The 20,775-nt window shown below is 41.8% G+C and carries 17 protein-coding genes; 12 read left to right on the forward strand and 5 right to left on the reverse strand.

The window, feature by feature from the left end:
• Positions 1-46 precede the first annotated feature (46 nt).
• Complete coding sequence (locus OQ279_RS05175) at positions 47-2,254, forward strand: response regulator (RefSeq protein ID WP_266068773.1); 2,208 nt, start codon at positions 47-49, stop codon at positions 2,252-2,254.
• Positions 2,255-2,382: 128 nt separating this feature from the next.
• Here OQ279_RS05175 and htpG read toward each other — a convergent pair whose 3' ends face one another.
• A complete protein-coding gene (htpG, locus tag OQ279_RS05180; protein WP_266068774.1) occupies positions 2,383-4,269 on the reverse strand; it encodes a molecular chaperone HtpG in 1,887 nt (628 codons plus the stop codon).
• 222 nt (positions 4,270-4,491) lie between these two features.
• Between htpG and OQ279_RS05185 the strand changes: the two genes are divergently transcribed.
• The 3 genes from OQ279_RS05185 to OQ279_RS05195 all read left to right on the forward strand — a co-directional run bounded on the left by OQ279_RS05185 (position 4,492) and on the right by OQ279_RS05195 (position 7,256).
• Positions 4,492-5,166, forward strand: a complete 675-nt coding sequence (locus OQ279_RS05185) for a TetR/AcrR family transcriptional regulator (protein ID WP_266068775.1) — start codon at positions 4,492-4,494, stop codon at positions 5,164-5,166.
• Between the two features lie 78 nt (positions 5,167-5,244).
• Entirely contained in the window at positions 5,245-6,552 is a 1,308-nt protein-coding gene (locus OQ279_RS05190; protein ID WP_266068776.1) for an ABC1 kinase family protein, read from the forward strand.
• A 179-nt stretch (positions 6,553-6,731) separates the two neighbouring features.
• Positions 6,732-7,256: an EF-hand domain-containing protein gene (locus OQ279_RS05195; protein ID WP_266068777.1), complete on the forward strand. Its 525-nt coding sequence runs from the start codon at positions 6,732-6,734 to the stop codon at positions 7,254-7,256.
• Positions 7,257-7,437: 181 nt separating this feature from the next.
• Here the strand turns inward: OQ279_RS05195 and OQ279_RS05200 are convergent, their stop codons facing one another.
• Positions 7,438-7,692, reverse strand: a complete 255-nt coding sequence (locus OQ279_RS05200; protein ID WP_266068778.1) for a hypothetical protein — start codon at positions 7,690-7,692, stop codon at positions 7,438-7,440.
• Positions 7,693-7,822: 130 nt separating this feature from the next.
• Here OQ279_RS05200 and OQ279_RS05205 point away from each other — a divergent pair, with 130 nt between their 5' ends.
• Positions 7,823-8,833: a 3-oxoacyl-ACP synthase III family protein gene (locus OQ279_RS05205; protein WP_266068779.1), complete on the forward strand. Its 1,011-nt coding sequence runs from the start codon at positions 7,823-7,825 to the stop codon at positions 8,831-8,833.
• A gap of 107 nt (positions 8,834-8,940) precedes the next feature.
• On the opposite strand, the gene OQ279_RS05210 is transcribed toward OQ279_RS05205, so the two are convergent.
• Positions 8,941-11,307, reverse strand: coding sequence for a TonB-dependent receptor (locus tag OQ279_RS05210; RefSeq protein WP_266068780.1), 2,367 nt, complete (start codon positions 11,305-11,307; stop codon positions 8,941-8,943).
• Between the two features lie 324 nt (positions 11,308-11,631).
• Here OQ279_RS05210 and OQ279_RS05215 point away from each other — a divergent pair, with 324 nt between their 5' ends.
• A complete protein-coding gene (locus OQ279_RS05215) occupies positions 11,632-11,994 on the forward strand; it encodes a CoA-binding protein (protein WP_266068781.1) in 363 nt (120 codons plus the stop codon).
• Here the strand turns inward: OQ279_RS05215 and OQ279_RS05220 are convergent.
• Positions 11,971-13,428, reverse strand: a complete 1,458-nt coding sequence (locus OQ279_RS05220; protein WP_266068782.1) for a sodium:solute symporter — start codon at positions 13,426-13,428, stop codon at positions 11,971-11,973. The genes OQ279_RS05215 and OQ279_RS05220 overlap by 24 nt on opposite strands.
• 99 nt (positions 13,429-13,527) lie before the next feature.
• Between OQ279_RS05220 and recR the strand changes: the two genes are divergently transcribed.
• Positions 13,528-14,145 (forward strand): recombination mediator RecR, encoded by a 618-nt coding sequence (gene recR, locus OQ279_RS05225; protein ID WP_266068784.1) that lies wholly within the window; start codon positions 13,528-13,530, stop codon positions 14,143-14,145.
• Between the two features lie 67 nt (positions 14,146-14,212).
• Here recR and OQ279_RS05230 read toward each other — a convergent pair whose 3' ends face one another.
• Positions 14,213-15,130 (reverse strand): SDR family NAD(P)-dependent oxidoreductase, encoded by a 918-nt coding sequence (locus OQ279_RS05230; protein WP_266068786.1) that lies wholly within the window; start codon positions 15,128-15,130, stop codon positions 14,213-14,215.
• A gap of 396 nt (positions 15,131-15,526) precedes the next feature.
• On the opposite strand from OQ279_RS05230, the gene OQ279_RS05235 reads away from it, so the two are divergent.
• From OQ279_RS05235 to OQ279_RS05255, 5 genes are all read left to right on the forward strand, one after another.
• Positions 15,527-16,843, forward strand: a complete 1,317-nt coding sequence (locus tag OQ279_RS05235; RefSeq protein WP_266068787.1) for a dihydrolipoamide acetyltransferase family protein — start codon at positions 15,527-15,529, stop codon at positions 16,841-16,843.
• 112 nt (positions 16,844-16,955) lie between these two features.
• On the forward strand, positions 16,956-17,735 hold the full coding sequence (locus tag OQ279_RS05240) for a 3'-5' exonuclease (protein WP_266068788.1): 780 nt from the start codon (positions 16,956-16,958) through the stop codon (positions 17,733-17,735).
• A gap of 12 nt (positions 17,736-17,747) precedes the next feature.
• Complete coding sequence (locus tag OQ279_RS05245) at positions 17,748-18,362, forward strand: fumarylacetoacetate hydrolase family protein (RefSeq protein ID WP_266068789.1); 615 nt, start codon at positions 17,748-17,750, stop codon at positions 18,360-18,362.
• Positions 18,359-18,697 carry an Hpt domain-containing protein gene (locus OQ279_RS05250; protein ID WP_266068790.1) on the forward strand — a complete coding sequence of 113 codons (339 nt, stop codon included), beginning with the start codon at positions 18,359-18,361 and terminating at the stop codon, positions 18,695-18,697. The genes OQ279_RS05245 and OQ279_RS05250 overlap by 4 nt, the downstream gene beginning before the upstream one ends.
• Entirely contained in the window at positions 18,697-19,956 is a 1,260-nt protein-coding gene (locus OQ279_RS05255) for a competence/damage-inducible protein A (protein ID WP_266068791.1), read from the forward strand. Before OQ279_RS05250 ends, OQ279_RS05255 begins: the two co-directional genes overlap by 1 nt.
• The last annotated feature ends 819 nt before the right edge of the window (positions 19,957-20,775 follow it).

The raw sequence follows: 20,775 nt of genomic DNA on the forward strand, positions 1-20,775 counted from the left end.
AATAATTTGGCTTTCCCCATTTTATAGAACTTAACATGTCGCAGCATTGAACTCAAAATTCGTTTCTCTTTGTTTCGCAGTATGGGTGTCGGCCTTAAGCCTTGCTCAAACTGAAGAAGAGATTTCGGGTGACAGTATCCGGAAATTACTGGATATGTCTACCGGGGCTATGTATGAATACGAGTATAGCAAAGCCATTGATTACTCTCTTCGTTTAATACAGCTGGCAGAGAAAAAAGAAGACTACTACAACCTTTATCACGGTTACAACAACCTCGGGATCACTTATGATGAGTTGCTGGACACCATTCGGGCCCGCAAGAGCTATGAAAAAGCTTTAGGGTATGCCGAGCTCGTTAATAACGATACTCTTTTATGGTGGGCCTATAATAACCTGGGTAATATTTTCACTTCCAATAAGGAAACGATCGAGCAGGGGTTTGCCTATTATGATAAAGCCATAGAAGCCGCTTCACACCTCAATGACCCCGATAGCAGGGCTACGCCTTTACTCAACAAGGGCTGGACGTATCTCGACCTTAAGAGGTATGATGAGGCATACCCGTACCTGTTGAAGGTAGAAAAGATCATTAAAGATTTTAAAGACCCTTTCATTCATACACAATTAGCCTCGCTTTTTGGTATTTACCATTCCGGTAAAAATAATTATGAAAAATCCAGGAAGTACTTTGAGGAGGCTATAAAGATAGCCGAGAAAGATTCTCTTATTCTTGATGCTGTCACTGCTTATGACGGGTTCGCCAAAGTTCTCTTCAAAAATGGCGAATATGAAGAGGCTTACAGGGCACTTGAAAAATATGTGGAATATGATGCATTGCTGTACGAAAAGGAAAAACTGAAGCAAATGGAAGCCTCCCAGGCTCGTTTTGAAACTCAGCAATACCGCGAGAACCTGGAAACTGCTGAAAGAGAACAGCTCTATAAGGATCAGGTAATTGAGAAATCTGAACAGATTTCTGCAATTATGCTCATTTCCCTTACCCTAATGCTTCTGTTTATTCTACTCCTTATCAGAAATAACAAGTCAAGGAAGAAGCTGATTCATCAGCTAAAAGAAAACAATAAAGAACTGCTTTCAGCAAAAGAAAAGGCTGAACATTTATCCCATTTAAAAAGCAGGTTTTTCTCTACTGTGAGCCATGAACTTAGAACGCCACTTTATGGAGTGGTGGGCCTAACATCTCTCTTACTGGAAGATAACAACAATAAAAAACTCGAGGGTGACCTTAAGTCTCTCAAATTTTCTGCCGATTACCTGCTGGCATTAATTAATGATGTCTTGCAGATGAACAAGATGGAATCCCGCCTGGTTTCCCTGGAGAATACGCCTTTCAACATTCATGGTTTGATGAAGGGGATTGTGAAATCCTTTGAGTTTACGCGGCATCAGAATTCCAATACTGTAGAATTACAGATTAGTGATAATATTCCGCGTACGCTAATTGGTGACTCGGTGCGTCTTTCCCAAATCATCATGAACCTTGTTGGCAATGCAGTTAAATTTACTGAACGCGGTAAGGTTTGGATAAAAGCAAACTGTATAAGCTGCGAAAATGGAAAATGTCTTATTTATTTTGAAGTGGGTGATACGGGAATGGGAATTCCTAAAAATAAACAACAGGAAATATTTGAAGAATTCTCTCAATTAAAAGCAAATAACTATAACTATCAGGGAACAGGGTTGGGGCTTCCTATTGTAAGAAACCTGCTAAAATTGTTCAATTCTGAGATTCATCTTAAAAGTGAGGAAGGTAAAGGCTCTGTCTTTAGTTTTGAGATACTTTTTGAAAAATCTGAAACAGAGGAAGCTGTTACACAACCCGGCGATTTGGAAATATCTGAAGAAAGTGTGCTAAAAAAGGCACTTATTGTAGATGATAACCGCATTAATCAGGTGGTTACCAGGAGGATTCTTGAAAAACGGAATTTTGAATGTAAAGTTGCGGGAGATGGTTATGAGGCAATAGCGCTTTTAAAGCAAGAAGATTTTGGATTGGTCTTGATGGATGTCAATATGCCGGGCCTAAGCGGGATGGAAACCACCAGGCTTATTCGGAAATTTAATCCCGAAGTTCCTGTTATTGCTTTAACAGCAGTAGAAATACAGGAGATGCGGGAAGAAATCCTGAATTCCGGAATGAGCGACATTATTGTAAAGCCCTATGATATTCCTACCTTCTTCAGCACAATCTATAGAAACCTGAAGGTTGCAGTAAACGCTGATGAGGAATAATTAATAATCTATTATCCCGGAGTCTCAAAAATGTCATTTTTGAGTAACATTTTTGGTGCTGGTACTAAATAAAAAAACCACTTCCCTGTCACCAGGAAAGCGGTTTTTGATTTGTAAGCTTATTAGCTTTATTTGATCATATCAAAGCTGCGCTTAATAAAGGAAGTCAATTCTTCCCCTTTCAGGAGGTTTTGTGAAAGTCTGGCCAAATCGAGGGATTGTTTGATCAATCGCTCTTGTTTCTTCTCAGTTTTCGTGTTCAGAATTTCTCCAATAAGAGAGTGGTTGGTGTTTACCACGAGATTATACATCTCGGGCATATTTCCCATTCCAAACATTCCGCCGCCACCTGTTTGCTGCATTTCTTTCATGCGTCGCATAAATTCCGGCTGGGTGATGATAAGCGGAGCTGCATTGCTGTCTAGGGCCTCAAGTTGTACCGTGTACTTCTCTTTTGGAACTACCTTCTCAAAATCGGCTTTTAGCTTTTCTTTTTCTTCTTCGTTTAATTTGGAGATCTTCTCTTCATCTTTTTTGATGAGGTTGTCAATATGATCGGAATCTACACGAACAAAAGATACTTTTTCATCTCCCATTTCCAGCTTTTGTAGCAGGTGAGATACAATTGGAGAATCTAACAACAGTACCTCGTAACCTTTCTCTTTGGCTGTTTCAATGTAACTGTGCTGTGCATCCTGGTTTGAAGCATAGAGAATTACCTTGTTACCATCCTTGTCGGTTTGGTTGTCTTTGATCTTCTCAATGAATTCTTCAAAAGTGAAATATTTGTCGTCTACAGTTGGGTAAAGAGCAAAATCTTTGGCTTTTTCAAAGAATTTATCTTCTGAAAGCATTCCGTATTCAATGACGATCTTGATATCATTCCATTTTTTCTCAAAATCTTCTCTATTGTTGTTGAACAGAGACTTCAGCTTATCTGCAACCTTACGGGTAATGTAGCTGGAGATCTTCTTAACGGCACCATCGGCCTGTAAGTATGAACGGGAAACGTTCAGTGGAATATCAGGAGAATCAATAACCCCGCGAAGCATTGTCAGGAATTCAGGAACAATACCTTCAACATTATCGGTTACAAATACCTGGTTTTGGTAAAGCTGAATTTTGTCCTTCTGTATGTTCATGTCTTGTGACATTTTTGGGAAATACAGAATTCCGGTAAGGTTGAAAGGGTAATCAACATTGAGGTGAATATGGAACAAAGGCTCCTCAAACTGCATAGGATACAGTTCGCGGTAAAAATCTTTGTAGTCTTTATCCTCAAGATCTGTTGGCTGCTTGGTCCAGGCAGGATTAGTATTATTGATAATATTATCTACTGTCCTGGTTTCGGGTTTTGCATCTTCAGGCGCATCTTCGGGAAGATCAAGCGTTTCTTCGCGGGTTCCAAATTTAATTGGGATTGGCATGAACTTGTTGTACTTCACAAGCAGCTCTTCAATCCTGTTCTTCTCAAGAAACTCTTTGTCATCTTCATTAATATGAAGAATAATATCTGTACCGTGTTCTTTCTTTTCGGTTTCTTCGAGGGTGAACTCAGTAGTACCTTCGCATACCCAGTGCGCTGCAGGCTCATCTTTGTAAGACTTGGTGACGATCTCTACCTTATTGGCCACCATAAAGGCCGAATAGAACCCAAGCCCAAAGTGACCAATGATGCCACTGTCTTTTGCGCTGTCCTTATATTTTTCAAGGAATTCTTCGGCACCTGAAAAAGCTACCTGGTTGATGTATTTTTCGACCTCTTCTTTGGTCATCCCAACTCCCTGGTCGCTAATAATGAGTTGCTTTTTTTCCTTGTCTATCTTTACTTCAATAACAGGGTTGCCATATTCAACCTTAGCCTCTCCAATAGCTGTAAGATGCTTTAACTTGAGAGTGGCATCTGTGGCGTTAGAGATCAATTCGCGTAAAAAGATCTCATGATCACTGTATAGAAACTTCTTAATTAAAGGAAAGATGTTTTCTACAGATACATTAATGTTTCCGGTTGCCATATATTTTGGTTTATTTAATTTTTAGATTCTCCCAGAGAGGTCAAAAAAAGTACCCAACTCAACTTCGCTGACAAACTGGCAGCAGAGTAATTTTTCCGCTTGTCTTCCGACTAAAATTACGTCAGTATAATTCAGAAAAATATATTTAACAGAGTTTTGTTTAAAAAAATAATATTAAATTTAAACAGAATAACTACTTTTGAATAAGTTAATTAGAGCAAGATGGCAAAGACAAAACAAATAAAGGAACAGGAAAAGGCAGTAACTCAAGACCGTATTATTGAATGGTATATGAACTACGTGCTCGAAAATGGAAAAGAGCCTGATACAGTTTACAAGTTCTCTAAAGATCATGAAATCTCTGAAGCAGAATTCTATGATTTCTTCGGAAGCTTTGAGGGCTTAAAAAGGGGAATTTGGGAACGCTTTTTTGAGCATACCCTCCAGGTGATGCAAAAGAGCAGGGAGTATGACTCCTTTAGTAACAGGGAAAAAATGCTTACCCTCTATTATACATTTTTTGAAATGCTCACTGCCAACCGCAGCTACGTGCTTTTCACTTTAAAACATGAAGATTCAATCCTCAAGAATGCCGGACAACTTAAAGGTTTGCGGCGGGAGCTGAAAAATTATACAGCTGAACTAATTCGCGAAGGCAACCAGGAACAGCGTTCCGGAATTTTGAAAAGATCGGAAGCTGTTTTTTCTGAAGCTGCCTGGGTACAGCTTGTATTTCTGCTGAAGTTTTGGATGGATGACAACTCACCTCAATTTGAAAGCACCGATGTAGCTATTGAAAAATCGGTTAATACAGCATTTGACCTGTTTGAGAACACTCCTCTGGAAAGAGCGCTTGACTTCGGAAAATTTCTTTGGAAAGAAAAAATGTCACGATGAGCATAAGAGTTCATTGGGCGTTTACCCTCGGCAGGGATAACCCTACTATGCCTGTCGTTGGGTTTTTAATATAGATATATGAAAACAATAGATAAAATACCCACCGGAAAGATAAGTCGTACCGGTAAGATGGTACAAACCGGTATTAAGCTGGGTGGAAATTACCTTAAATACTACTCAAAAAAGGCATTAAATGCTGATCTTTCCAGAGACCAGCTCGACCAAAGCAATGCCGAGGATATTTACGATGGGCTAAAGAGCCTGAAGGGTAGCGCCCTTGAAGTAGCCCAGATGCTCTCTATGGAAAAGAGCCTTCTTCCCAATGCCTATGTAGAAAAGTTTAGCCTTGCCCAGTTTAGTGTGCCGCCACTTTCGGCGCCACTGGTGAGAAAGACTTTCAAGAAATATCACGGGCAGTACCCTGATGAACTTTTTGACACTTTTTCTCTTGACTCGGTAAATGCCGCCAGTATTGGGCAGGTGCACAGGGCCACTAAAGACGGGAAAGACCTGGCCGTAAAGATCCAGTATCCCGGCGTGGCCGAGAGTATAAGTTCAGACCTGGCACTGGTAAAGCCCATAGCTACAAAGATGTTTAACCTGCAGGGCAAGGGCTCAGAAAGGTATTTTAAAGAGGTGGAAGAGAAACTGCTTGAGGAGACAGATTATGTTTTGGAAGTGCAACAGAGCATCGAAATGTCTGAAGCCTGTAAGAACATCCCTCACCTCAGGTTTCCAAAGTATTATGAAGACCTTTCCAGTGAGAAGATCATTACGATGGACTGGATGAATGGGATGCATTTAAGCGAATTTGCTAAACAGAACACCAATAAGGAAACAGCAAATAAACTGGGGCAGGCCCTTTGGGATTTTTATATGTACCAGATGCATATCTTAAAAGCCGTACATGCCGATCCGCACCCCGGGAATTTCCTGGTCGATAAAGAAGATAACCTCATTGCGATCGACTTTGGTTGCATTAAGCGGGTGCCCGAAGATTTCTACAAACCGTATTTTGAACTTGCCGATAAGCAGAAGATCAATGATCCTGAATTCTTCAACGCTAAGCTTTTTGAGTTGGAAATTCTTCGGAAAGAAGATTCTTCCCGCGAAATTGAGTTCTTTTCAGAATTGTTCTACCAGATGTTAAGCCTTTTTACCGCACCTTTTCAGAAGGAAGAATTTGATTTTTCCGATGAAGGATTCTGGACATCAGTAACCAGCCTAAGCGAGAAATACAGTAAAGATCAGGAATTAAGAAAAATGAATGGTAATAGAGGGAGCAAGCATTTCCTGTATATCAACCGCACATTTTTTGGGCTCTACAATTTATTACACGATTTGGGAGCAACGGTTAGCATTAACAACTTCAAAAAATACTCCTGATTAAATAATATTCTTTTTACTGGGCCGGAAACCTAAAGTTTTCGGCTTTTTTTTTCCTGTTATTGTTAATTTAAATTCCTTCATTTCTCTGTTAAAAAGATTAAAGTGCTTTAAATCAGTTGGTTTGCACCTTAAATTGAGCTTTAAAAGAAAAAGAAGTTTAATTTAAAACAATGAATATGAAGACGATAAAAGGAATTCTTTTAGCAATGTGCACCATTTTTGGAACAGCAGTTTACGCCCAGGATTTTAGTTCTTTTGATGCAGATTACGATGGAAGGATAAATCAAACCGAATTTACAGAACGAAGCAGTGAAACTTACAATGATTGGGATGCCAACATGGATGGCAGCATTGACGACACCGAATTTTCTGAAAGGGCTTACCAGAGTTTTGATCTCAATAGCGATGATTTTATTGATGAGAATGAATGGGATGAAAGTCTCAATACCGGAATAGGAGCGTCTTTTGGAGAATATGATTATGAGGTTTTTGACACAAATAGAGACGGAATGCTGGATGCCGATGAGTGGAATGAAGGGATGAACGATAATACCTGGTTTGAGAGGTATGACACAAATGAAGACGAGCTGATAGATAATGATGAGTGGAGCATCTCTTCTTTTGACGATTGGGATGTCAATGATGACGGATTTGTAGATGAAACCGAATTCAACGATTATGACGCCTTCAATAGGAGATAATGCTATAAATAAATAAACAGAAAAAGGCTGTCTAAAAACCCCCTTTTTGACCCCTCTGAATTTGTTCAGGAGGACAGTCAGGATTTCAAGACAGCCTTTTCTATGGTGTTAATTCCCGGGAATTAATTCTGTAAAACTGGAGATTGCTGCTCAATCTTCCCTTCCAGTTGGTCTTTGTTCTTTACGTATTTTTCAAGACATTGATCCTGCTAAGGCGCATTTCTTCTTCACTAAGCTCGGCTATAGATTTTAATTGATCGCGATACAGGAAAACAATTCTTTTAGCCTCACTGTCTATGAGGGTAGAAGGAGCCAGTGGTACATCTACAAGTTCCAGGATCTCCTGTGGCGGTTTTTGATAGGTGAGGTTCTCTTGCGCCAGGGTTGCTCCCGTAAAGCAAATGATGGCAATGAAGTTCAAAATAAATCTTTTCATGGTAATAAATTGAATTTAGGTTGAAGATCACTGCACTGTCATAATGTTAATCTTTCTTATATTGCGCAGCAACTTTTTATTAATTGCTAAATTTAATAGAAATAAATTATTAAAGCCTAAAAATATATACATGTATCAGTCTAAAATAGCGGGTCTTGGATTCTATGTGCCCGAAAATGTGGTAACTAACGATGATTTGTCCAAAATGATGGACACCAATGATGAGTGGATACAGGAGCGTACGGGGATTAAAGAGCGGCGGCATATAAAGAAAGGGGATGGCAATTCTACTGCCGTGATGGGAGCCAAAGCTGCCAAAATTGCCATAGAACGTTCCGGGATCTCAAAAGATGACATTGAGCTCATCGTGTTTGCTACCCTAAGTCCAGATTATTATTTTCCAGGTGGTGGGGTGCAAATCCAGGAAATGTTGGATATAGACACCTGCCCGGCCCTGGATGTGAGAAACCAGTGTAGCGGATTCATCTACGGACTTTCAGTAGCCGATCAATACATCAAAACCGGGATGTACAAAAATGTACTGCTTATAGGGAGTGAGAACCACAGTGGCGGGCTCGATTTTTCTACCCGCGGGCGTGGCGTATCGGTGATATTTGGCGATGGGGCAGGAGCCGCAGTGCTTACCCGAAGCGACCATAACGGCCAGGGAGTGCTGTCTACGCATTTACATTCTGAAGGTAAACACGCCCTCGAACTTTCTTTGAAAGGGCCAAGTACCATGCATTGGGTTCCGCAGATCATTGAAGAGAATCCGCAGGGCGATGATATCATTTACTATCCTTACATGAATGGGCAGTTTGTTTTCAAAAATGCTGTAGTGCGTTTTTCTGAAGTAATTCAGGAAGGATTGCAGGCAAATGGCCTTGAGGTTAAAGATATAGACATGCTTATTCCGCACCAGGCTAATTTGCGTATTTCGCAATTCGTTCAGCAGAAGTTTAAGCTTAGCGATGAGCAGGTACACAACAACATTCAACGCTACGGAAATACCACGGCTGCATCTATACCTATTGCTTTGACCGAAGCCTGGGAAGAAGGAAAAATTAAAGAAGGTGATACCGTTGTGCTTGCCGCTTTTGGTAGTGGCTTTACCTGGGCCAGTGCAGTGATCAAGTGGTAAGACTGAAGAACCAAGAGGCAAAACCAGTACTTTTTTACAGGTGTCAAAAATGTCAAAAATCCGCAGCTTTTCAGGTGCGGATTTTTTTTGGCTAATTAAACAAGACATTAAAAAATTCCACCACCACTGCTGGTGTTGTCGTCTCTTTGTTTTCTGTCAAGGGCTTTGTTTTTTCCACCTCCAAACCGGTACGAAAAGCCTAAGTATACCGTTTGAGAATCATTCCAGAAAGTTCCTTCCTGAGAGTAAGGCACATCAGATTGAAAACCGAATTCCTGGGTGTCAAAAATGTCATTTATGTTAAGGCTTATAGTGCCTTTATCGTTTAAAACATTATATCGGGCGCCGGCGTTTACAAACCAGAATTCTTTGGGGTTTATTTGTAGCAATTCGGTGCTGCTGCGGTACATTCCGAAGGTTTGCAGGCTCAGCTTTTTGGTAACATCAAAGCTCTGGCTTATGCGCAGGCTGTACATGCTGCTTTTTATCTCCCTGTAATCGGTTCCCACAACGCCTTTTTCGGTACTGCTGTACAGTTCAAAGCTGGGGTTAATGCTCCACCAGTTAAAGGGTTTGTACCTGCCGCTAAGTTCAAAACCGTAGGCAGTGTTGTCTTCCCAGTTTTCATAGGTAAGCAGTAATCGCGAGGGGTCTTGCGGATCAATTAACAGTGCCTGGTTGATCTCATCTTCAATAAGCCGGTAAAAAACTCCTGCAGTTAAACTCCCTTTTTTGAAGTTGTGGGTATAATTCATTTCTACGGAATTTGTGAACTGCGGGTCAAGCTCGGGGTTTCCAACCTGCGAGAGCCTTGGTGTGGCAAATTCCCTCACCGGGTTTACCTGATTAAGCCCAGGTCTGTCTACACGTCTTGAATAACTAAGCTGCAGCGTTTTCATCTCGTCAAAATTATAAGAGGCAAATGCTGAAGGGTACAGGGTCAAATAATCGGTTTCGTAGATCAAATCGCCGTTGAGTACCGCTTCTACTTCATACTGTTCCAGCCTTGCTCCCAACTGGTAAGACCATTTTTTGAAGGTTTGGCCAAAGGTGGCGTAAGTAGAGAGTATGTTGTTGTCGTAATCGTACAGTGTGTTCTCAAGATTAGGGCTGGTAGTGCGATAATCATTCCTGGTCCTTCTAAACCTTGCTTCAGCTCCAAGTTCAATTTTTGAGGTCTCTGAAAACGGATTCTCATAATCCAGGTTAAAAGTTGAATTAGACAGCTCTTCCTCGGTGTTGTCCCGGTAAGAGTCAAAATCACCTGCTCCTGTACCACTGTACATATATTTGGCAACATCAGTTTCATCGGTGATGCTGTGATCGGCTTCCAGGATGAGCTTATGGCCTTCAGCATTAAAATCATGGTTAAACACAAAATTGTAGGTCTGGGTGTGGTTTTCCCCGTCAAAAAGAAATTCCTGCAACAGGTTCCTTTCATCGTTTAACCCATAATCTAACCTCACGGTACCTACAGGAGAGCCGTTGTAGATATTCTGATTGGTGTACACAGAAAAAGTATTGCGGTCATCCATGTAGTAATCCATCCCAAATTTGATGAGATAGGATTTCCTGTCGTTCAAAAAGCTAATATTTTCGGTATAATTCTGGGTGAAATTTTCCAGTCTTCCGTTGTTCTGGCTTTCGCCGCCATTGGTACCAAGATTGGTGAAAAAATTTACTTTCCCGGTGCGGTAGTTCATGTTGAGCGAACCTGTATAGCGGGTGTACTCGCCCTGGGTGATGCCGGTGTTGAGGTTTCCGTTAAATCCGAGATTGGAATTTTTATGCAGAATGATATTGATGATCCCACTCATGCCTTCAGGATTATATTTTGCTGAAGGGTTGGTGATCAACTCAATGCTTTTGATGGAGGTACTTGGTATTTGTTTTAAAAGCTGCGCGGCGGGAATGTTAGTGGGTTTTCCGTCAACAAGTATCTTTACATTGTCGTTGCCACGCATAGAGATATTCCCGTCCTGGTCTACAGCAAGACTGGGAATGTTGTTCATGATCTCGCTGGCCGAAGCTCCTGCTGTGGTGAGGTCTTTTCCAACATTTACCACCTTGCGGTCTATGCGCTGTTCAATAGTAGACCTTTCAGCCACCACTTCTACAGAGTCGAGTTGGGCCACTTCGGGTTCCAGGTAAATGGTTCCGAGGTTAAATTGCCGCTTCCCGCTGTTCACGTTCACCTCGCGGCTAAAGGCTTTAAAACCCATATACTGGATCTTGAAGAGATAAGTGCCGTCTTTCAGCTTTTCAATTTCAAAAGTTCCATCGGTAGAAGTCACTGCTCCGGTAACCATTTCTCCTTCGGGCGTGGTCACACTAATGGTAGCATAGGGGATGGGTTCTTTAAATTCCTGGTCCATTACCTGCCCAATGATGGTACCAAGGTCTGTAGGATCGGAGCTTGCTTCTGCGGAAAGGCTTCCGAAGCTAAAAATTAAAATAGCGATTAACTGTTTCATTGTTTGATTGATTTGATGATGGTTATTATTTAGCCTAATACCTTGTATAACATAATGTAAAAACAAATGTTTTCCTGAAAAAGTATTCGGCTCTATTATAAAGACTGCTCAAAAAACGGTTTGTTACAAAGACTGCTGAATTTTTTTTCTGAAGCTTTTGCTGAAAATGAAAAAGCCCGTGCATAAAAAAATGCACGGGCTTGGCACCGGGGCATTTAGACACTAACCATCAATGTTTTATAAATGCCTTCAATGCGGGAAATATTTCTTACTTTAAAGACTACTAAATTTTAGTATTGTTACAGTAAAAAATAGCATGAAAATATGAAGAAGAAAACGCTTGTACTTGGTGCAACCACCAACCCGGCGAGGTATGCCAATATTGCAATTAACAGGCTCACGCAGAATCAGGTTCCCACTGTAGCCATTGGATTGCGGCAGGGAACGGTGGCCGGAGTGCCTATTGAAACTGAAAAAGTACCTTTTGAAGATATACATACTGTCACTTTATACCTGGGCCCGCCAAGGCAGGAAGAGTATTACGAATATATCGTCTCGCTTCAGCCTGAAAGGGTGATCTTTAATCCCGGCACCGAAAACCCCGAGTTCTTCAGAATTCTTCAAAAGAACGGCATTGAAGTAGAAGTGGCCTGTACCCTTATTTTACTTTCTACGAAGCAGTACTAACCCAAGGAATGTAAAAGCGCCATTCACAATAAGGAGTTCATAGTTGAACACATAGCCGCCCAAATATTCTGAGGGTAGATTGCCAATAATAAAAGTGATGACCACCGAGAGAATGGACACGAGCCAAACCCATTGGTCTTTCACCTGCATTTTTGTAAAAATTCCGAAGGTAAAAAGTCCTAATAAAGGACCATAGGTATAGGTTGCAGCTGTAAGCAGCAGGTCAATAACATTGCTGTCAAGCAAATATTTAAAGGCAATGATCACTGCAATCATTAAAGCGCTAATACCAACATGTACCCACTGGCGCAATCCCTTTTGCTTAGAAAGTTCTTTCTTTTCAATATCGAGAAAATCTACGCAAAAACTTGTGGTGAGAGAGGTAAGGGCACTGTCGGCGCTCGAATATGCCGCGGCAATAAGCCCCAGGATAAAGATCACGGGCAGGGCCATTCCCATACTGCCGCTAAGGGCAATTTCAGGAAAAAGCAGGTCGGTTTTTGCGCTGCCGTCCATTACGGGTACGGCAATATTGTTTTCTCCCGCATAGATAAAGAGCAAAGCACCAAGAAAGAGGAATAACAGGTTAACCGGAACGAACACAAAACTGTACGAAAGCATGTTCTTTTGTGCATCCCTTAAATTCCGGCAGGTGAGGTTTTTCTGCATCATGTCCTGGTCAAGTCCCGTCATACAAATAGTGATGAACATTCCTCCAAAAAAGGCTTTCCAGAAGTAGTTCCGGTCCAGGATACTTTCAAAGAAAAAGGTTTTGGTGTAAGGCTCCAGTCTGGGGGCAGTAAAGAAATCGGCAAACTGCCAGTTGAGTTCTTCAGAAACAAAATAAATAGCTACAGCTACAGAGCCAAGCATAAAAAAAGTTTGCAGGGTGTCTGTCCACACAATGGTTTTTATTCCTGCGCGTGCGGTGTAGAGCCAGATCAGTAAGATTGAGAGGGTAACCGTGACAAAGAACGGTACATCCCAGGCATCAAAAACAAAATACTGAAGTACTGTAGCCACTAAAAACAACCTGAAAGAAGCTCCTAAAACCCTTGATATAAAGAAGAAAAAAGCTCCTGTGCGATAACTTACATTTCCAAAACGCTGTTGGAGGTATTGATAAATAGAAGTAACATTGAGCCTGTAATATATGGGCAAAAGGATAAATGTGATGACAAGGTAACCGGCAAGATATCCCAGCACCACCTGCATGTAACTAAACTGCGAATCGCCCACCCAGCCCGGCACCGAAATAAAAGTGACGCCCGAAAGTGACGCACCCACCATCCCAAAAGCTACTATATACCAGGGGGATTCTTTGTTGGCCTTGAAAAAGGTTTCGTTAGTTGCGTTTTTTCCGGTGAAGTAGGAAATAAGAAGCAGTACCCCAAAATATGCGGCGATTATCAATAGGATTGTGATAGGTTCCATTCAGGATTTGATTCGGAGCAATTATGTTAGCCTTATTAATGTCTGCTAAACTATAAAAATTGTTTAAACTTCTCTCCTCAAAAATTGTAGTTTTGCAACATGGAATTTTCTTCAAAATTACTGGAAGGGGCTGTGAATGAAATGTCTCAGCTTCCCGGCATTGGCAGGCGTACGGCCCTGCGGCTCGTATTGCACCTTCTTAAACAACCCGAATCTCAAACGGTTGCATTGAGCAAGGCACTGGTAGACCTTAAGACTGAAGTAAAATTTTGTGCAAACTGCCATAATATTAGCGATACCGAACTCTGTGAGATTTGTGCAAACAAGAGCCGCCAGCGTGAGGTGGTTTGTGTGGTAGAAGATATTAGGGATGTAATGGCGATTGAGAACACCAGCCAGTATCGCGGACTCTACCATGTTTTGGGTGGTAAAATTAATCCGATGGAAGGAGTTGGACCTTCACAGCTCACCATAAAATCTTTAGTGGAGAAAGCCAGGAAAGGGGAAATTAAAGAAGTGATCTTTGCCCTTAGCAGTACTCTTGAGGGAGATACTACCAATTTTTACATTTTTAAACAGCTTGAAGGGCTGGAAATCCAAACGAGCACTATTGCCCGCGGAATTTCGGTGGGAGATGAACTGGAATACGCCGATGAGGTCACCCTGGGGCGCAGCATCACCAACCGCATTCCGTTCGAAAATTCCCTGAAGCAATAAAACCTGATCAGTTATTTATCGGCTTCTGAATGACCTGCTAAAATTGCAGGAGTGTCAAAAATGGCATTTAGCTGTCTTCTTTTTTCATTCGTTCTTTAATGTTTCCTTCCACCCTTGTGCCTTCTTTCATAGGTTCATAAATACTTCCTGTAGTGGAGGGCATAGGGGCAGCTTTTTCAACTTCGTATTCGGCGATTTTAGCCGAAGCCCGTTCCGTCCATTCAGGAAATATCTGGTGAAAGAAATTTGAAGCGCCGGCAATAGGCCCTACAGGCATTTTTATTTTAGGGTTTACACAGGCTTCAATAATTTTATCTATCACAGGTTGAGGTTCATCCATCGCAGCCATTCGGGGTTTGTGTCCGGTGTAATTGGCGGCGTGTTTCCACCACGGCGTATCTACAGCCCAGGGCATTATAGTGGCAATTTTAATATTTTTTTTGCCGCTCAAATTGAGTTCCTCCGTAAGGGAGCGACCAAGGCTTAGCACAGCCGATTTTGTTGCGGCGTAGGTATTTTGAAGTGCCAGTGGTACCTCACTGTCTATAGACCCAACATTGATGAGAATCCCCCGGTCCCGTTCCACAAAATGTTCCATGGCCACATGGGCACCGTACACCAGGCCTTTGAGGTTCACATCTATCAGCCGGGCGTGATCCTCAATCGGGATGTCCCAAAAATAACCCAGCGCACCTACTCCTACATTATTTATCCAGATATCAATACTGCCAGATTTCTCGAGGGCAGTATCGCGTAGCTTCTTAATATCGTTTACATTACTAACATCACAGGTAACGGTCTTGAGTTTTCCGCCCTCGTTCATAACCTCTTCTTCAAGGCTTTTCAGAACTTCGGTTCTTCTTGCCGCTCCTACAACATTGGCGCCTAATTTTGCCAATTCTATGGCTGCACCGCGACCAAATCCGCTTGAAACGCCGGTGATCACTATTGTTTTTCCTCTTAATTCTTCTCTGTTTACGCTCATTGCTATACTTTTTATTTAAAGTAGAGATTTGAAAGGGAAGGAGTTAATAAGAAAAACCTAAAATGTACCCAATAAAAAGTGAAGGTAGCGTGGCTTATGTCTTACTCTGTGCGGATATTTTTTCAAAAAAGAGGTTTGATTTTGCCATTTTTGGAACCTTCAGCCTGGCAGATTTTTTCTTACTTCTGAAACTTCCGGTTTAGACTACTTTAAAAAACAAGCGTATCTTTTTCGAAACTAAGTAGTGAAAATTGTAATTTTACTGAGGAAACAGGCCATTTTTCAGAAGCAAAAAGAAGCCTGTAAATTCTCGCTGCTGAATAATTATTATTAATTGAGGTAAATTTTTAGTAATTTCGCAGTCAATTTTAAGTAAAATATCTTCGAGATAAGAATATGGCAAAATTTGAACTAAAATTACCCAAGATGGGGGAGAGTGTTGCGGAAGCAACCATTACGAATTGGTTAAAAGAAGTTGGAGAGACCATTGAAGCCGATGAGGCGGTTCTGGAAATTGCCACAGATAAGGTTGATAGTGAGGTGCCGAGTGAAGTAGACGGCGTGTTGGTTGAAAAGTTATTCAACGAAGATGATGTGGTACAGGTAGGGCAAACCATTGCTATTATTGAGACTGAAGGAGAAGAAGCGGCAGAGACCACCCCGGTGGCTGACCAGGAAGTGCCTTCACCCGAGATTGAAGAAGCCGTTGCCGAAGCCGAAGGCAGAGTGGAAGAGGCAAAAAATATTACTACCTCAGATTATGCCGATAGTAACAGGTTCTACTCTCCGCTGGTAAAGAATATTGCGAAAGAAGAAGGGATCTCTTTTGACGAACTGGAAAAAATTCCAGGAAGCGGTAAAGAAGGAAGGGTCACTAAAAATGACATTTTAGACTACCTTGAAAATCGTTCTTCCCAACCCGCTGCACAACCGCAGCAAGGGCAGCAAAAACCACAGCAGGCAGCTGCGCCGCAACCGGCCAAAACTCCGGTGAGCGTGAATGGTGAAGACGAGATCATCGAGATGTCACGTATGGGTAAAATGATTGCGCACCACATGGTAGAAAGTGTGCAGACTTCTGCTCACGTGCAGTCTTTTATTGAGGTAGATGTGACCAACATCTGGAACTGGAGAAAGAAAAATAAAGATGCTTTTGAAAAGAGGGAAGGCGAGAAACTCACCTTTACCCCAATTTTTATGGAAGCCGTAGCCAAAGCGATTAAAGATTTCCCGTTGATCAATATATCTGTTGACGGAGACAAGATCATTAAACGCAAAAATATCAACCTGGGGATGGCAGCAGCACTTCCCGATGGTAACCTGATTGTGCCGGTGATCAAAAATGCCGATCAGCTTAACCTGGTGGGAATGGCCAGGACCGTAAATGACCTTGCTAACCGTGCCCGTCTTAACAAACTGAAGCCAGATGATATCCAGGGAGGTACTTATACCGTAACAAACGTGGGTACCTTTGGAAGTGTAATGGGTACTCCAATTATTAATCAGCCGCAGGTGGCTATCCTCGCACTGGGGGCTATTAGAAAAGTACCGGCAGTGATAGAAACCCCCGAAGGAGATTTTATTGGGATTCGTTACAAGATGTTCCTTTCACACAGTTACGACCACCGCGTGGTGAACGGGGCTTTGGGTGGCCAGTTTGTACAAAGAGTGGCCCAGTACCTTGAAAAATTTGACAAGAACAGAGACCTGTAACACAGGTGTCTAAAATGATAAAAAGCCATAGCCTTTCGGGTTGTGGCTTTCTTTTTTTTATTGTTTCCCGCTAAAGTTTCGGGAAATATTATCTTTACCAAAACTACAAACTATGGAGTTGAAGCTGAATAAGCCTCTGTGTTTTTTTGATCTTGAAGCCACGGGTACCAATGTTGCCAAAGACAGGATTGTGGAAATTTCAATTTTAAAGATCTTTCCAAACGGAAACCGCGAAAGCAAAACCTGGCTGGTAAACCCCACTGTACCAATCTCAAAAGATGTGGTGGCCGTGCACGGTATTACCAATGAGAAAGTGGCCAACGAACCCACTTTTAAAGAACTTGCCCCCGTTGTTTATGAAATGATTAAAGGCTGTGACCTTGCAGGTTACAACTCAAACCGTTACGATATCCCGCTTTTGGCTGAAGAAATGCTGCGGGCCGGGGTTGATTTTGATATGAAGAACGCCCTGTCTGTAGATGTGCAGACCATCTTTCATAAAATGGAACAACGCACGCTTTCTGCTGCCTATAAATTTTACTGTGGAAAAGAGCTTGAAGGCGCTCACGGGGCCGAAGTTGATACCATGGCGACCTATGAAGTCCTTAAATCTCAGCTTGATAAATATGAGGATGAATTGCAGAATGATGTAAAGTGGCTTTCATCGTTCACCTCCAGAAAAGAGTGTGCAGATATTGCCGGCCTCATTGTTTTTGACAAGAAAGGCCGCGAGGTGTTTAGCTTCGGAAAGCACAAAGGAAAGTCTGTTGAAGATATTCTTGACCAGGAACCGGGCTATTTCGGGTGGTTTCAAAATGCCGATTTCCCGTTGTACACCAAGAAAGTACTTACTGCAATCAAATTGCGAAAACTAAATACCAAGCTTAAGTAATTCTTTAGTCTTATGAAGATCATCTGTATAGGCCGAAATTATACCGATCATATTGCCGAACTTCAGAATGAAAGGCCTACTGAACCGGTAATCTTTCTAAAACCCGATTCGGCTGTGCTTCTTAAAAAGCAGCCATTTTTTATTCCGCCGTTTTCAGATGATATCCATTACGAAGTGGAGCTGCTGGTGAGAATAAATAAGATCGGAAAGCATATTCAGAAGAAATTTGCCCACAAATATTATGATGAAGTTGGGCTGGGTATAGATTTTACAGCCAGAGATCTTCAGAAGAAATTAAAGGAAAAAGGATTGCCGTGGGAAAAGGCCAAAGGCTTTGACGGATCGGCAGTTATAGGGGAGAAATGGATTCCGAAGTCCCATTTTGAGAATATTGATGATGTAGGTTTTGGGCTTCAGAAAAACGGCGAAATCGTACAACAGGGAAGAACTTCCCATATGTTGTGGAAAATTGACGAAATAATTGAATATATTTCACAGTATTTTACGCTCAAGATAGGCGATGTGATCTTTACCGGAACTCCTGCAGGGGTAGGACGGGTAGAAATTAATGATGAGTTGAGCGGATTTATTGAAGACCAACAAATATTCTCAATACAGGTAAAATGAGGAACTACAATTTAGAGAGTGTAGAAGAAATGGCCGATGGCGACCAGGATTTCGTCAAGGTGGTTGTGCAGACTTTTCTGGAAGAAATTCCGCCAGATCTTGAAGGGATGAATCAGGCGGTGACGCAAGATAATCCGCAGCAGGCTTATCAGTACGCTCATAAGATGAAACCAAACTTCCAGATGTTCGGGCTTGGCTTAATGCCGCAGATCAAGATTTTGGAGAGCTGGGCAAAAGCCGGTGAGAACAAGGAGGAGGTGCATGAGGCTGCCCGTATCATCACAGCCAAATACAAAAAAGCCGAAGCAGAACTCAAGGAAGATTTTGATTTTTAATGACTGCAGAGATTATCACTATAGGAGATGAGATCCTTATTGGGCAAATTGTGGATTCCAATTCCGCTTTTATAGCCCGGGAACTCAATCTTATCGGGATTTCGGTGTGCCAGATCACCTCTGTGCAGGATGAGCAGGAGCATATACTTGCTGCCCTGCAAGATGCTTCAAAAAGGGCAAATGTGGTGATCCTTACCGGTGGGCTGGGGCCTACCAAAGATGATGTCACCAAATACACTTTTGCAAATTATTTTGATGATGAGCTGGTACTCAATGAGAAAGTACTTGCCCATATCGAAGAACTTTTTTCAAAGTACAAGAAAACTCCTATTTCCGACCTTAACCGGGAGCAGGCATTACTGCCTTCAAAAAGTATTGCCCTGCACAACAAGTACGGCACGGCAGCAGGCATGTGGATGGAAAAGGATAAAATAGTCTATATCTCTCTTCCCGGAGTGCCCTATGAGATGAAAAACCTTATGGAGGTTGAGGTGATTCCGCGCTTAAGAGAAAAGTTTCACCGTCCTTTTATTTATCACAAAACCATACTTACCAGGGGAGAGGGCGAAAGTGCTATAGCAAATAAACTTGCAGCCTGGGAAGATCGCCTTCCAAAGCATATCAAGCTGGCTTACCTGCCCGATCTTGGCAGTGTGCGGCTCAGGCTTTCGGGAAAGGGAGATCATGAAGAAGAGCTGATCTATTCCGTAGAAAAAGAAGTGGAAGGCCTTTATGAGCTGCTGGGCGATATTATTGCCGACGAGCAGGAAGAGGATGAAAAGATAGCGGTTCAAATAAGCAAACTGCTTACAGCTCAAAAGAAATTCCTGTCGGCAGCCGAAAGTTGTACCGGCGGCGCCCTTGCAGCCGAATTCACCACCCATCCCGGCGCGTCGTCCTGTTTTAAAGGCGGTATAGTCTCTTATGCTACACAGGCAAAGAGTGAGGTGCTACACGTCCGCGGGGAACTTATCGAGAAATATAGTGTAGTGAGTGCCGAGGTGGCTGAGGCTATGGCCAGGAACGCCAAAAAGATGTTCAAAACCGATTACGCCATATCTACCACCGGAAATGCCGGCCCCACCAAGGGCGACAGCGATGCCGAAGTCGGCACTGTTTATATAGGGCTCGCAACCCCCGAAAAAGTGTATTCCAAGAAGTTCATTTTCGGGAACAGTAGAGACCAGGTGGTAAAGCAAACCGTACAGAAAGCCTATGAAATGATCCTGAAGGAAATCACAGGAGAAGTTAGAAATTAGAATGTTGACTTACGAAGTAGGGTTTAGAAAATCGCAGATGGTCTTTTTTTGCGCCACGAATTCACGAATAGTTTTCTTGTTTTTCTGGATTAAATACGATGCTAACCTGCAAGGTCTTTTTTGACCTTGTAGGTTTTGTTTTAAGTAATTATATCCTTTAGTGTTCAAAGATCATTTTGATCACAGTTGCTCGTCACGGATTACAAATCCGCGCCATCATGATTTTAAACCTGCCACGAATACACGAATAGTTTCTTGTTTTTCTGGATTAAATACGATGCTAACCTGCAAGGTCTTTTTTGACCTTGTAGGTTTTGTTTCAGTCTATAATGTCTTTTAGTGCTCTAAAATCATTTTGATTATAATTGATTTAGATTAGTCACGGATTACAAATCCGCGCCATCATGATTCTAAAGCTGCCACGAATACACGAATAGTTTTTTTAAATCCTCTTACTGCTTTCATCCAAAACCCTTTTCTGTTTATTGATCATTGGTAATTGAAAAAGCTGCCATAGATGCAGAACTTTTTCTCGTCACAGATTACAAATCCGTACCATCATGATTCTAAAACTGCCACGAATACACAAATAGTTTCTTGTTTTCTAGATTAAATACGATGCTAACCTGCAAGGTCTTTTTTTGACCTTTTAGGTTTTGTGTTAAGTAATTATATCCTTTAGTGTTCAAAGATCATTTTGATCACAGTTGCTCGGCACGGATTACAAATCCGCGCCATCATAATTCTAAAACTGCCACGAATACACAAATAGTTTCTTGTTTTCTAGATTAAATACGATGCTAACCTGCAAGGTCTTTT

Origin of the sequence: Salinimicrobium profundisediminis, from assembly GCF_026241755.1 — a bacterium.
Classification (GTDB): domain Bacteria; phylum Bacteroidota; class Bacteroidia; order Flavobacteriales; family Flavobacteriaceae; genus Salinimicrobium; species Salinimicrobium profundisediminis.